General features: G+C 69.1%; 10 protein-coding genes. 6 read left to right on the top strand and 4 right to left on the bottom strand.

Annotation, left to right across the window (positions count from 1 at the left end):
• The first annotated feature begins 212 nt into the window (after positions 1-212).
• Together FM051_RS51735 and FM051_RS14945 are read left to right on the top strand one after the other, a co-directional pair.
• Positions 213-428, top strand: a complete 216-nt coding sequence (locus tag FM051_RS51735; RefSeq protein WP_238412399.1) for a DddA-like double-stranded DNA deaminase toxin — start codon at positions 213-215, stop codon at positions 426-428.
• Positions 425-826 (top strand): Imm1 family immunity protein, encoded by a 402-nt coding sequence (locus FM051_RS14945; RefSeq protein ID WP_158844108.1) that lies wholly within the window; start codon positions 425-427, stop codon positions 824-826. The genes FM051_RS51735 and FM051_RS14945 overlap by 4 nt, the downstream gene beginning before the upstream one ends.
• A 67-nt stretch (positions 827-893) precedes the next feature.
• On the opposite strand, the gene yjfF is transcribed toward FM051_RS14945, so the two are convergent.
• The 4 genes from yjfF to FM051_RS14925 form a co-directional block, all read right to left on the bottom strand.
• Positions 894-1,898, bottom strand: a complete 1,005-nt coding sequence (gene yjfF, locus FM051_RS14940; protein ID WP_158844106.1) for a galactofuranose ABC transporter, permease protein YjfF — start codon at positions 1,896-1,898, stop codon at positions 894-896.
• An 11-nt stretch (positions 1,899-1,909) separates the two neighbouring features.
• The gene (locus FM051_RS14935) at positions 1,910-2,872 is read right to left on the bottom strand and encodes an ABC transporter permease (protein ID WP_158843564.1); all 963 of its coding nucleotides are present in this window, start codon (positions 2,870-2,872) and stop codon (positions 1,910-1,912) included.
• Entirely contained in the window at positions 2,869-4,368 is a 1,500-nt protein-coding gene (locus FM051_RS14930; protein WP_158844104.1) for a sugar ABC transporter ATP-binding protein, read from the bottom strand. The genes FM051_RS14935 and FM051_RS14930 overlap by 4 nt, the downstream gene beginning before the upstream one ends.
• A 100-nt stretch (positions 4,369-4,468) precedes the next feature.
• Positions 4,469-5,440 carry an ABC transporter substrate-binding protein gene (locus tag FM051_RS14925; RefSeq protein ID WP_158843563.1) on the bottom strand — a complete coding sequence of 324 codons (972 nt, stop codon included), beginning with the start codon at positions 5,438-5,440 and terminating at the stop codon, positions 4,469-4,471.
• A gap of 316 nt (positions 5,441-5,756) precedes the next feature.
• On the opposite strand from FM051_RS14925, the gene FM051_RS14920 reads away from it, so the two are divergent.
• The 4 genes from FM051_RS14920 to FM051_RS14905 all read left to right on the top strand — a co-directional run bounded on the left by FM051_RS14920 (position 5,757) and on the right by FM051_RS14905 (position 13,028).
• The gene (locus FM051_RS14920; RefSeq protein WP_338019473.1) at positions 5,757-7,892 is read left to right on the top strand and encodes an immunoglobulin-like domain-containing protein; all 2,136 of its coding nucleotides are present in this window, start codon (positions 5,757-5,759) and stop codon (positions 7,890-7,892) included.
• 14 nt (positions 7,893-7,906) lie between these two features.
• On the top strand, positions 7,907-10,384 hold the full coding sequence (locus FM051_RS14915; RefSeq protein WP_158843561.1) for an alpha-L-arabinofuranosidase C-terminal domain-containing protein: 2,478 nt from the start codon (positions 7,907-7,909) through the stop codon (positions 10,382-10,384).
• Positions 10,381-11,880, top strand: a complete 1,500-nt coding sequence (locus FM051_RS14910) for a family 43 glycosylhydrolase (RefSeq protein WP_158843560.1) — start codon at positions 10,381-10,383, stop codon at positions 11,878-11,880. Before FM051_RS14915 ends, FM051_RS14910 begins: the two co-directional genes overlap by 4 nt.
• A gap of 119 nt (positions 11,881-11,999) precedes the next feature.
• A complete protein-coding gene (locus FM051_RS14905; RefSeq protein WP_158843559.1) occupies positions 12,000-13,028 on the top strand; it encodes a LacI family DNA-binding transcriptional regulator in 1,029 nt (342 codons plus the stop codon).
• Positions 13,029-13,259 lie beyond the last annotated feature (231 nt).

The following is a 13,259-nucleotide window of genomic DNA, read 5'->3' as shown; positions in this document are numbered from 1 at the left end:
AGTTTGACTGGGACACGTCCCTTGCAATCGCTCGCGATCCCTCGAAGGCCCCAACCCGAAGCGCCTGGCGGCGAAGATGGCCAGAGAAGCCATCAACCCCAAGGACACAGAGTCCCGGTGGTGGAGCAACCATGCCGCGAGAGTTGGCACCGGTACTCGCAAAGGCCGACCGGAGAGCGCCTACGTGCGAAGTCGGTGGGCGGGACGTTGTCGTGTTCGCGAACAGGCGTGCGCTGGCCATGCACATGCGCGAGAACGGCATCCGGCACGCCACGGTCGTGATCAACAATCGGTCGTGCGCCGGCCGGTACGGCTGTGAAACCCTGGTCGGGCTGATCCTCTCGAAGGGCTCGACGCTGACGGTCTACGGTACGAACGGCTACATGAAGACGATTCTCGGAGGGCAGCGAGCGCCGCGGCAACGCTGAGCGCGATCTTCGACCACGAGACCGGCGAGACGCCGCTGTCGGTCGCCACACATGATGAGCTGGCCGCCTTGGTCGAGCGGCTGACCGCGCTGACCGGCGGTCCAGTCCCGTCGGTCGCCGAGATCACCATCTTCGAGGACCCCTACGGTTTCCCGATGTTGTACGTGGGCATCGGGACCGACCACGGGTTCGTGCAGGAGATGGCCGACCCGCCACGGTCGACGGTGGGTGATCCCGAGGCCGTCGGGACCGTCCCATTCGACTACGTCGCCCACACCCAGGAGATCCCGGCGCGGCAGGTCGTGCCGCGCGACGTGGTGATCGAAGTGCTCACGGCCTACCTCGACCACGGCGGCCTCATCCCACCCGACCACCCGCATCTGCACCCGGTCGACTGACGGCGAACGCGGGAGGGACCGGCGCGGCACGCCGGTCCCTCCCGTCGATCAAGTCCCGCGACGAACCCTAGGTCTTCCGGACGATGATCCGCTGCAACGCGATGAACGCCAGCAGCAGGGCGCCGATCACGATCTTCGTCCACCACGACGACAGCGTGCCCTCGAACGAGATCAGCGTCTGGATCGTGCCCAACACCAGCACGCCCACCACCGACCCGATCACGAACCCGACACCGCCGGACAGCAGGCTGCCGCCGACGACCACCGCGGCGATCGCGTCCAGTTCCATGCCCACCGCGTGCAGGCTGTACCCGGACAGCATGTACAGGCTGAACAGCAGCCCGCCCAGCGCCGAGCAGAACCCGCTGATCACGTACACGCCGATCTTCACCCGCGTGGTGGACAGGCCCATCAGTCGCGCGGACGACTCGCTGCCGCCCACCGCGTACACCGTGCGCCCGAACCGGGTCAGGTGCAGCACGTACATCGCCGCGATCACCACCACCAGCGCGATCACCACGCCGTAGGTGATGGTCACGCCGCCGGGCAGCTCGATCGACCCGGTGGCCAGGTCGCGGAACGTCGGGTTCTTGATCGACACCGACTCCACGCTGATCACGAAGCACAGCCCGCGGGCCAGGAACATGCCCGCCAGCGTCACGATGAACGGCTGCACGCCGAACCGGTGGATCACCCAGCCCATGGCCAGACCCAGACCGGACCCGGCCGCGAGCACCACGATCACCACCAGCCACGCGGGCCACCCGGCCTGCAGCGCCGCCGCCGCGATCATCGTCGACAGCGCCACCACCGAACCGACCGACAGGTCGATGCCGCCGGTCAGGATCACGAACGTCATCCCGACCGCGAGCACGATCAGGAACGCGTTGTCGATGAACAGGTTCGCCATCACCTGCCCGGACGCGAAACCCTCGTACCGGGCCGAGCCGACGCCGAACGTCGCCACGAACACCACGAACGTCGCGATCACCGGCAGGAACCGCGACGGCACCTTGGACACCACCTGGCCGAAGCCGCCGGACGTCCCGGCGGGCTTGGCGGGCGGCGTCATCACTGAACTCTTCACGCGGGTACCCCTTGCCTCACCCGAATCCGAATCGGCGCCTGCATCAGGCACACCGCGATCACCACGATGGCCTTGAACACCAGCGTGATCTCCGGCGCGATGCCGACCGTGTACACCGTCGTGGTCAACGTCTGGATGATCAACGCCCCGAGCAGCGTGCCGGTCAGCGAGTACCGACCACCCGCCAGCGACGTGCCGCCGATGACGACGGCCAGGATCGCGTCCATCTCGATCCACAGACCGGCGCTGTTGGCGTCCGCCGCGCTCACGTTCGAGCTGATCATCAAACCGGCGATGCCCGCGCACACCGCGGCGAACACGTACACCGTCCAGATGATCGTGCGCGACTTCACCCCGGCCAGCCGCGACGCCGACGGGTTGACCCCGACCGACTCGATCAGCAGGCCCAGCGCGGTCCGCCTGGTCACCAGCGCCACCAGGCCGAGCACGGCCAGGCTGATCAGGATCGCGATCGGCAGCACCAGGAAGCCCGCGCCCACCTCGCGGTAGGTCGGCGAGTCGACGGTGATGATCTGGCCCTCGGTGATCAGCATCGCGATACCGCGGCCCGCCGTCATCAGCACCAGCGTGGCGATGATCGGCTGGATGCCCAGCACCGACACCAGGAACCCGTTCCACAGGCCCAGCACCGCGCACAGCAGCAGGGCGATGCCCATGCCGATCCACGGGTCACCGCCGGAGGCGATGTACGTGCACGTCACCGCGCCCGCGATCGCCGCGACGGCGCCGACCGACAGGTCGATGCCGCGGGTGGCGATCACCAGCGTCATGCCCAACGCGATCAGCAGCGTCGGCGCGCCGTTGCGCAGGATGTCGATCACACTGCCGTAGAGGTGCCCGTCCTGCAGCCGCAGCGAGAAGAACGACGGCGTCACCACCACGTTCAGGACCAGCAGGGCGACCAGCGCCAGCACCGGCCAGAGCAGTCGGTTCTTCACGACGCCACCGCCTCGATCTCGTTCACGTCGCCGCCGCCGGCGATGAGCGCCATCACGTCGTCCACGCCCACCTCGCCGTCCAACTCGGCGACCTTCTGCCGGTCGCGCATGACCACGACCCGGTCGGCGATCCGCACGACCTCCTCCAGTTCGGCGGAGATGAACAGCACAGCCATGCCCTCCGTGGCCAGGTCCGCCACCAGTTTCTGGATCTGCGCCTTCGCGCCGACGTCGATACCGCGCGTCGGCTCGTCCAGGATCAACAGCTTCGGCTCGGTCACCAGCCACCGCGCCAACAGCACCTTCTGCTGGTTGCCGCCGGACAGGTTGCCGACGATCGCCTCGGGGTTGGCGGGCCGGATGTCCAGCATCTCCATGTACTTCGCCACCAGCTCGTCGGCCAGCTTGCGCGGCACCGGCCGCGCCCAGCCGCGGGCGGCCTGCATCGCCAGGATCAGGTTGTCCCGCACGGTCAGGTCCGCCACCACGCCCTCGGCCTTGCGGTCCTCCGAGCAGAACGCGACGCCGACCTCGATCGCCGACCGCGGCCCGCGCAGGTGCACCGGCTTGCCGTCCACCAGGACCCGGCCCGAGTCGGCCTTGTCCGCGCCGAACAGCAGCCGCGCCACCTCGGTGCGGCCCGAACCCAGCAGCCCGGCCAGGCCGACCACCTCGCCCGACCTGATCTCCAGGTCGAACGGCGCGACGGAACCCTTGCGGCCGAGGCCCTCGGCCACCAGCAGCGGGTCGCCCGGCGTGCCGCTGCGGCGCTCGATCTCCTCCAGCACGCCCATCTCACGGCCCAGCATCGCCGACACCAGGTCGATCCGGCTGAACGTGGCGGTGGCGTACTCGCCGACCAACCGGCCGTTGCGCAGCACGGTCATCCGGTCGGAGATCTCGTACACCTGCTCCAGGAAGTGCGACACGAACAGCACCGCGACACCCTCGTCGCGCAGCACCCGGATGATCCGGAACAGCTCCGCGACCTCGTCCGCGTCCAGGCTCGACGTCGGCTCGTCCAGCACCAGCACCCGCGCGTCCACCGCGACCGCGCGCGCGATCGCGACCAGCTGCTGCACGGCGATCGGGTGGCTCTCCAACACCGAACCCGGATCGATGTGCAGCCCGATGCGCGCCAACAGCTCGGCGGCACGCGCGCGCATCGCCTTGCCGTCGATGCGCCCGAACTTCCGCGGTTCACGCCCGAGGAGGATGTTCTCCGCCACGGTCAGGTTCACGCACAGGTTGACCTCTTGGTACACCGTGCTGATCCCGGCGGCCTGCGCCTGCGCCGGCCCCCCGAACGACACGGATTCGCCCGCGTAGCGGATCTCGCCCGCCGCGAGCGGGTGCACCCCGGTCAGCGCTTTGATGAGCGTGGACTTACCAGCCCCGTTCTCGCCCATCAACGCGTGGACCTCACCGGGGAACAGCCGGAAATCCACTTCTTGCAGGGCTTTCACTCCGGGGAACTCCACCGAGATGCCCCGCATGTCGACGACCGGCTCGGTCACCGGACAACTCCCCTCACATGAGTGGGTGCGGCCCCCGCCACCACACCCGGAGGGTGGCGGGGGCCGCTGCTTGTGGTGACTAGTACTTGCGGGTGGGGAGCGCGGCCGCGGCCTGCTCCGGGGTGAACGTCGTCTCCTCGGTCACCACGCGGGCCGGCACCTCTTCGCCCTTGAGGACCTTCTTCGCCAGGTCCATCAGCTGGTCGCCCAGCAGCGGGCTGCACTCGACGATGAAGTTGATCTCACCGGCGGCCAGCGCGGTCATGCCGTCCTTCACCGCGTCCACGGTGATGATCTTGATGTCCTTGCCGGGCACCTTGCCCGCGGCCTTGATCGCCTCGATGGCGCCCAGGCCCATGTCGTCGTTGTGCGCGTAGACGACGTCGATCTGCGGGACCGACTTCAGGAACGCCTCCATGACCTGCTTGCCGCCCGACCGCGTGAAGTCACCGGTCTGGCTGGCCACGATCTTCAGGTTCGAGCCCGCGATGGCCTTCTCGAAGCCCTCCTTGCGGTCGATCGCCGGCGCCGCGCCCGTGGTGCCCTGCAGCTCGACCACGTTGACCGCGCTGCCCGCGTTGGCCTTCAGCCACTCGCCGGCCTTCTCGCCCTCCTTGACGAAGTCCGAGCCGAGGAAGGTCTTGTAGAGGGACGTGTCCTCGGAGTCGACCGCGCGGTCGGTCAGGATGACCGGGATGTTCGCGCGCTTGGCCTCCAGCAGCACCGTGTCCCAGCCGGTCTCCACGACCGGGCTGAAGGCGATGACGTCCACCTTCTGCTGGATGTAGGACCGGATCGCCTTGATCTGGTTCTCCTGCTTCTGCTGCGCGTCGGAGAACTTCAGGTCGATCCCGGCCGCCGCGGCGGACTCCTGGATCGACTTGGTGTTCGCGGTGCGCCAGCCGCTCTCAGCGCCCACCTGGGCGAAGCCCATGGTGATCTTGCCGTCGTCGGCGGTCCCGGACGACGACGCGGCGTCGCCACCCGACCCGCACGCGGTCAGCGCGGCCAACAGGACCGCGGCGGTGGCGGTCGTGATCTTCTTCAACACTGGTCTTCCTCCGTGGGAACCCGAGACACTGACGTGACGCGAACCGCGTGACGGCGGTCACCTGGCGCACAGAGTGAACGCTCACATTGGCGTCGTCAACCCCTCCGAAACCCGAACTTAGCGTTCTTGACACGTTTGTTAGCCAGTCGTATGTTAGCGCTCACTTTTGTGACTCGGCCCACTTCGACAACCGGATGCCCTGTTCATCCGCGGCCACGTGCCGCACGCAAGACGAGAGCGACGTCCCATGGTCTCCCTTCGTCACCGCCCACGTCCGTTCGTTGCGACAATCGTTGTAGCGCTCGCCGCGGCGGCTTTGAGCGCACCGTCGGCCTCTGCCGCCGACGGCCTGGTGTTGCACTACCCCCTCGCCGAGGCGGCCGGAGCCGTCGCGGCGGACACCTCCGGCGGCGGGCGCAACGGCACCATCGTCGGTGATGCCACCCCGGCCGGTGCGGACGGCCTCCAGTTGGGCGGTGTCAACGGCCACGTGAAGCTGCCCGACAACGTCCTGAGCGGCCTGACCGACGTCAGCGTCTCGCTGCAGGTGCGCATCGCACCGGACCAGGCGGCGCCCTACTTCATCTACGGCCTCGGCAACTCGCTGGGCACGGTCGGCAACGGCTACCTGTTCACCACCGGCAACGCGTACCGCTCCTCGATCGCCACCGGCAACTGGTCGACGGAGCAGACCGTGTCCACCGGGCGCAACCTTGCCAGGGGCGTCTGGAAAACGCTTACCTACACGCTCGGCGGCGGCACCGCCGTGCTGTACGAGGACGGCGTCGAAGTCGCCCGCAAGACCGACGTCACCATCACCCCGGCCATGATCGGCGGCGGCACCACGACCGCCAACTACATCGGCCGCTCGGTCTACAGCGGCGACCGCCACCTCAAGGGCGCGGTCCGCGACTTCCGCCTCTACAACCGGGCCCTCACCGCCGCCGAAGCGCACGACCTCGGCTTCGTGCCGGACGACGAGAGGGGCCGGATCGACCTCGCCGCGATCGACCTCGGCGACACCTCGGCCGTCACGGAGAACCTGACGCTGCCCGTCACCGGGCCGTACGGCTCCACGATCACCTGGCAGTCCAGCGACGCCGCGACCGTGTCCACCACGGGTGTCGTCACCCGTCCCGCGCCCGGCAGCCCGGCCGCGACCGTGACGCTCACCGCGAGCGCGTTCGGCCAGACCCGCGACTTCCAGGTCACCGTGCGCCCGCAGCTGACCGACGACGAGAAGGTCGCCGAGGCCGACACCGCGCTGGTGGTGTGGGACCAGGACGACATCCGCGGCAACATCACCCTGCCCACCACGGGCCTGCACGGCACCACGATCACGTGGAAGAGCGCCAAGCCCGAGGTCATCACGGCCACCGGCGAGGTCACCCGGCCCGCGTTCGGCGAGAAGCCGGTGAAGGTGCAGCTCACCGCGGAGATCCGCGCGGGCGAGGAGACCACCCGCAAGAAGTTCAAGGTCACCGTGACCCCGCTGCCGGAGAAGCAGGCCTACGAGGGCTACGTGTTCGGCTACTTCACCGGTGAGGGCTCCGCCAACGGCGAGCAGGTCTACTTCGCCGCCAGCCGCGGCAACGACGCGCTCAAGTGGGACGAGCTCAACAAGGGCAACCCGGTGCTGACGTCCTCGCTCGGGGACAAGGGCGTGCGCGACCCGTTCATCATCCGGTCGCCCGAGGGCGACAAGTTCTACATGATCGCCACCGACCTGAAGATCCACGGCAACGGCAACTGGGACCTGGTGCAGCGCAAGGGCAGCCGCTACATCGAGGTGTGGGAGTCCACCGACCTCGTCAACTGGTCGCAGCAGCGCCACGTGCAGGTCTCGCCGGAGACGGCGGGCAACACGTGGGCGCCCGAGGCGTACTACGACGAGTCGATCGGCGCGTACGTGGTCTTCTGGGCCTCCAAGATCTACGCCGAGAACGACCCGGAGCACACGGGCAACACCTACAACAAGATGCTGTACGCGACCACGCGCGACTTCCGCACGTTCAGCGAGCCGCAGGTGTGGGTCGACCCCGGCTACTCGGTCATCGACTCCACCGTGATCAAGCACGGCGCGGAGTACTACCGGTTCACCAAGGACGAGCGGAACAACACGTCCACCACGCCGTGCAGCAAGTTCATCCTCGCCGAGAGGTCCGCGGAGCTGCGTGACACCTCCTACGACTTCGTCGCCGACTGTATCGGCAAGGGGGCGATCAACCAGGGTGAGGGTCCGACGGTGTTCAAGTCCAACACCGAGGACAAGTGGTACCTGTTCATCGACGAGTTCGGCGGACGCGGCTACGTCCCGTTCGAGACCACCGACCTCGCCTCCGGCAAGTGGCAGCTCGCCACCGGCTACGAACTGCCGAGCCGCCCGCGCCACGGCACGGTGCTGCCCGTCACCAAGGCCGAACTCGACCGCCTCCGCGCCGCCTTCCCCTGATCCCTGGAGCACGAATGTCACGCGTTGTGATGGCCGCGGCGCTCGCCGCGAGCCTGCTGGTCGCCGTGCCCGCTTCGGGCACGGCGGCCGACACCGACTACACCCTCAGCATCGACCCGACCGTCAAGGGCGCGTCGATCGACGACAGCATGTACGGCGTCTTCTTCGAGGACATCAACCGCGCGGCCGACGGCGGCCTCTACGCGGAGCTGGTGCAGAACAGATCGTTCGAGTACGACCGCGCGGACAACGCCGCCTACACGCCGCTCACCGGGTGGGCCCCGACCGGCGGCACGCTCGACGTGGTGGACGACGACGCCCGCCTCAACGAGCGCAACCGCCGCTACCTCCGCCTCGGCCTGCCCGCCGGTGTGATCAACTCCGGGTACAACTCGGGCATCGCCGTGGAGAGCGGCAAGCGGTACGACTTCTCCGTCTGGGCCCGCACCGACCAGGCCGCCGGCACGCCGATGACGGTCGGCCTGACCGACCCGGCGGGCAAGTACTTCGCGCCGCCGGTGAACATCCAGGTGAGCGGTGACGGCTGGGCCAAGTACACCGGCACGTTCGAGGCGCGCGAGTCCTCCACCACCGGCCGACTGCTGCTGAACGCGGGCGGCACGGGCACGCTGCGGCTGGACATGGTGTCGCTGTTCCCGCAGGACACCTACAAGGGCCACGGCCTGCGCAAGGACCTGGCGGAGAAGATCGCCGCCCTCGACCCCGGTTTCGTCCGCTTCCCCGGCGGGTGCCTGGTGAACACCGGCAGCCACTACGGCTACGAGGCGCCGAACTTCGAGCGCCGCCGCTCGTACCAGTGGAAGGACACCATCGGCCCGGTCGAGCAGCGCGCCACCAACTGGAACTTCTGGGGCTACAACCAGTCGTACGGGCTCGGTTACCACGAGTACTTCCAGTTCTCCGAGGACATCGGCGCGATGCCGCTGCCCGTGGTGCCCGCTCTCGTCACCGGGTGCGGCCAGAACCGCGCCACCGACGACCCGGCGCTGCTGCAACGGCACATCCAGGACACGCTCGACCTGATCGAGTTCGCCAACGGCACGGCCGACTCCACCTGGGGCCGCAAGCGGGCCGAGATGGGCCACCCGGAGCCGTTCGAGCTCACCCACGTCGCGGTGGGCAACGAGGAGAACCTGCCCGACGCGTACTTCGCCCGGTTCACCCAGTTCAAGGCCGCGATCGAGGCGAAGCACCCCGACATCACGGTCGTCGGCAACACCGGACCGGACGACACCGGCACCACCTTCGACCGGCTCTGGCAGCTCAACCGCGACGCCGGCGTGAAGATGGTGGACGAGCACTACTACAACAGCCCGAGCTGGTTCCTGGAGAACAACGAGCGGTACGACAGCTACGACCGCAACGGGCCCAAGGTGTTCCTCGGCGAGTACGCCTCCCAGGACAACCGGTTCGCCAACGCGCTGGCCGAGGCCGCGTTCATGACCGGTCTGGAGCGCAACGCGGACGTCGTGAAGCTCGCCTCGTACGCGCCGCTGCTGGCCAACGAGGACTACGTGCAGTGGCGGCCGGACATGATCTGGTTCAACAACCACGCCTCCTGGGGCTCGACCTCCTACGAGATGCAGAAGCTGTTCATGACCAACGTGGGCGACCACGTGGTGCGCAGCACGGCGTCCGGCACGCCCTCGACCCGTGAGCCGATCACCGGCGCGGTCGGCCTCTCCACCTGGGCGACGGCCGCGTCCTACGACGACGTCAAGGTCACCTCGGCGGCCGGCCAGGAACTGTTCGCCGATGACTTCTCCGCGGGCGCGGGCAAGTGGACCGGCAGCGGCCGGGGCGCGTGGAGCGTGGTGAACGGCGCCTACGTGCAGTCCGACGCCGCCGCCGAGAACACCCTCGTCACCGCGGGCGACCCGACGTGGCGCGACTACACGCTCAACGTCAAGGCCACCAAGCAGTCCGGCCGCGAGGGCTTCCTGGTCGCCTTCGGCGTCAAGGACACCGGCAACTACTACTGGTGGAACCTCGGCGGCTGGAACAACACCCAGTCCGCCGTGGAGAAGGCCGAGGGCGGCGCGAAGAGCACGCTGATCACCGACGCCACCAAGGTCGAGACCGGCCGCACCTACGACCTGCGGATCGAGGTGCGCGGCCGGAAGGTGCAGCTGTTCATGGACGGGCAGAAGTGGGGCGAGTTCACCGACGACTCCGTCGCCGAGCCGTTCCGCCAGGTGGTCACCCGCGACGAGGCGACCGGCGAGCTGATCGTCAAGGTGGTCAACGCCCAGTCGAACGCGGCCCGCACGAAGATCGACCTCGGCCCGGACACCTGGGTCGTGCCCACCGCCAAGGCGACCGTGCTGGAGGGCCTGCCGGACGACGTGAACACCGAGTTCACCCAGCCCGTCAAGGCCAGGCAGACGCAGGTCCGCGTGTCCAGCTCCTTCACCCACACCTTCCCGCCCAACTCCGTGACGTTCCTGCGGATCAAGGACCGCCGTCGATGACCGGGATTGGAAAGATCAACGTGACCCTCGACCGCAGAAGCCTGTTCCGCGCGGGCGGCGCGCTGGCCGTGGTGGGCGGACTGTCCGCCTCGACGGCCGTGGCGGCGGAGAGCCAGCCCGAGGCCGGGACCGCGGCCGCCGCGCCCGGCGGCGGCCTGCCCACCCGCAACCCCCTGGTGGAGCAGCGCGCCGACCCGTTCATCACCCCTCCGGTCGGCGGGATGTACTACCTGACCGGCTCGGTGCCCGAGTACGACCGGATCGTGATCCGCGGCGCGTCCACCCTCGACGGCCTCGCCGACGCCCGCGAGCGCACCGCCTGGCGGCGGCCGGCGTCCGGGAAGATGGGCGGCTACATCTGGGCGCCGGAACTGCACCGCATCGACGGCAAGTGGTACGTCTACTTCGCCGCCGGCGACTCCGACCAGCCGTTCCGCATCCGCACCTACGTGCTGGAGTCGTCCAAGGACGACCCGCGCGAGGGCGGCTGGGAGCTGCGCGGCCAGATGATCACCGCCTGGGACACGTTCACCCTCGACGCGACCACCTTCGAGCACCGCGACAAGCGGTACTTCCTGTGGGCGCAGAGCGAGCCCGGCATCGCCACCAACAGCAACCTCTACATCGCCGAGATGGCCTCACCGCTGGCGCTCAAGACGCCGCCGGTGCGGATCGCGACGCCCACGCTGTCCTGGGAGACCCAGGGCTTCAAGGTCAACGAGGGCCCGGCGGTGCTCATCCGCAACGGCCGGGTCTTCGTGACCTTCTCCGCCAGCGCCACCGACGCCCGCTACTGCATGGGGCTGCTCACCGCGGACGAGAACGCCAACCTGCTCGACGCGCGGTCGTGGACCAAGACGCCCACGCCGATCTTCACCACGAACGACGCGACCAGGCAGTACGGCCCCGGTCACAACTCGTTCACCACGGTCGGCGACCAGGACGTGCTGGTCTACCACGCGCGCGACTACCGGGACATCACCGGCGACCCGCTGTTCGACCCGAACCGGCACACCCGCGTGCAGCGGGTGCACTGGAACGCCGACGGCACGCCCAGCTTCGGCGTGCCGGTGGGCAAGGGCGGACCGCTGGTGCGGCTGTCGCCGCTCGACGCGCCGAACCTGTTCGTGCGGCACTACGAGTACCGGCTCCGGGTGGACGGCAACGTCCGCGAGGTGGCCGACTCGCAGTTCCGGTTCGTGCCCGGCTTCCTGGGCGCGGGCACGGTCGCGGTGCAGTCGGTCAACTTCCCGGACCGCTACGCGCGGGTCGTCGACCCGACCGCGGTCCGGGTCGACCCGTACGAGGACACCGACGCCTACGGGCGGGCCGCGTCGTTCGTCCGGGTGCCGGGCCTGACCGATCGCGGCGCGGTGTCGCTGCGGTTGGCGGGCGACCCGGAGGCGTACCTCGCGCACGACAACGGGCGGCTCGTGGTGTCCAAGCCGGGCGACGACCGGCGCGCCCGCGAACGGGCGACATTCCGGCTGGGATGATCGCGTCCCCTGATCGGGTGGGAACCGGTCCCTGATGGACAATGGGACCGGTAGAACCTGCGTGACCAGGGGCTGTTATCGCTAACATCGAAATCGAAGGCGTAGTTCCCCCCCGGGAGATGGAGCAGCAAGTGGACCACAGGACCTCGCGCGATCCCGCGATGACGGATGTCGCCCGGCTCGCCGGGGTCTCGCACCAGACGGTGTCGCGGGTGCTCAACGGGCACCCCAACGTCCGGGAGCAGACCCGGCTGCGGGTGCGCGCGGCCATCGCCGAGCTGGGCTACCGGCCCAACAAGGCGGCCCGCGCGCTGGTCACCGGCCGATCCCAGCTGATCGGCGTGGTGGCCCAGAACTCGACGCTCTACGGCCCCGCGTCGCTGCTCGCCGCGTTCGAGGCGGCGGCGGCCGAGGCCGGGTTCGCGGTGAGCGTCGGCCGGGTCAACGTGCTGGACCGCAATTCCATCTCGGACGCCGTCGAACGGCACCGTGACCAGCGGGTCGCCGGAATAGTGGTCATCGCGCCGACGGCGTCGGCCAACGACGCCGTCGGGGACGTGTCCGCCGGCATCCCGCTGGTCACCGTGGACGGCGACCCGGAGCGGTCCACCCCGCTGGTGACGGTCGACCAGGCGGCGGGCGCCTTCGCGGCCACCACGCACCTGCTCAGCGCGGGCCACCGCACGGTGTGGCACGTGTCGGGCCCGTCGGACTGGTTCGACAGCCTCGGTCGCATAAGGGGTTGGCGGTCGGCGCTGGAGACGGCCGGCCTGGAGGTGCCGCCGGTCGTGCCGGCGGACTGGAGCGCGTCCTCCGGCTACCGGGCGGGCCAGATGCTGGCCCGGATGCCGGAGGTCAGCGCGATCTTCGCGGCGAACGACCACCTGGCGCTCGGCATCCTGCGGGCGATGAGCGAACGCGGTCGCCGGGTGCCGCACGACGTGAGCATCGTGGGGTTCGACGACGTGCCGGAGGCGGCGTACTTCATCCCGCCGCTGACGACCATCAAGCCGGACTTCGACGCGGTCGCCAAGGAGACCCTGGAGCTGCTGCTGGCCCAGGTCTCCGACGGCGACGTGGGCGCACCGCAGCGCACCATCGCGCCGTCGCTGGTGCAACGGGACAGCGTCGCTCCGCCCTCGGAGTGACGTCGTCCGGCTCGTAGTGGACGCCGCCTGTGTAGGCGGCGTCACACTTCCGTACCCTCTCCCCCGTATCCACGTCTCCGCACGGCGCGCGGACACCCCTAGGCTTGGGCTGTGGGCCGTGCCGGTCGACACCCTGCTGAGCACCTCGTTTTGTGCACGCTCACCAAGTCGTTAAGACCACGTTGCAGGCGGGTCTTGACGTCGTGAATGTTAGCGATAACACTCCTCTCC

This window comes from Saccharothrix deserti, assembly GCF_009769385.1.
Taxonomy (GTDB): Bacteria; Actinomycetota; Actinomycetes; order Mycobacteriales; family Pseudonocardiaceae; genus Actinosynnema; species Actinosynnema deserti.
This window is presented reverse-complemented; position numbering and strand designations above follow the sequence as displayed.

What these genes read in the sequence shown, in the direction of transcription:
- yjfF (WP_158844106.1), bottom strand. Translation starts at nt 1,898, where the DNA reads ATGACGCCGCCCGCCAAGCCCGCCGGGACGTCCGGCGGCTTCGGCCAG.
- FM051_RS14930 (WP_158844104.1), bottom strand. Translation starts at nt 4,368, where the DNA reads ATGCGGGGCATCTCGGTGGAGTTCCCCGGAGTGAAAGCCCTGCAAGAA.
- FM051_RS14915 (WP_158843561.1), top strand. Translation starts at nt 7,907, where the DNA reads ATGTCACGCGTTGTGATGGCCGCGGCGCTCGCCGCGAGCCTGCTGGTC.
- FM051_RS14910 (WP_158843560.1), top strand. Translation starts at nt 10,381, where the DNA reads ATGACCGGGATTGGAAAGATCAACGTGACCCTCGACCGCAGAAGCCTG.
- FM051_RS14905 (WP_158843559.1), top strand. Translation starts at nt 12,000, where the DNA reads ATGGAGCAGCAAGTGGACCACAGGACCTCGCGCGATCCCGCGATGACG.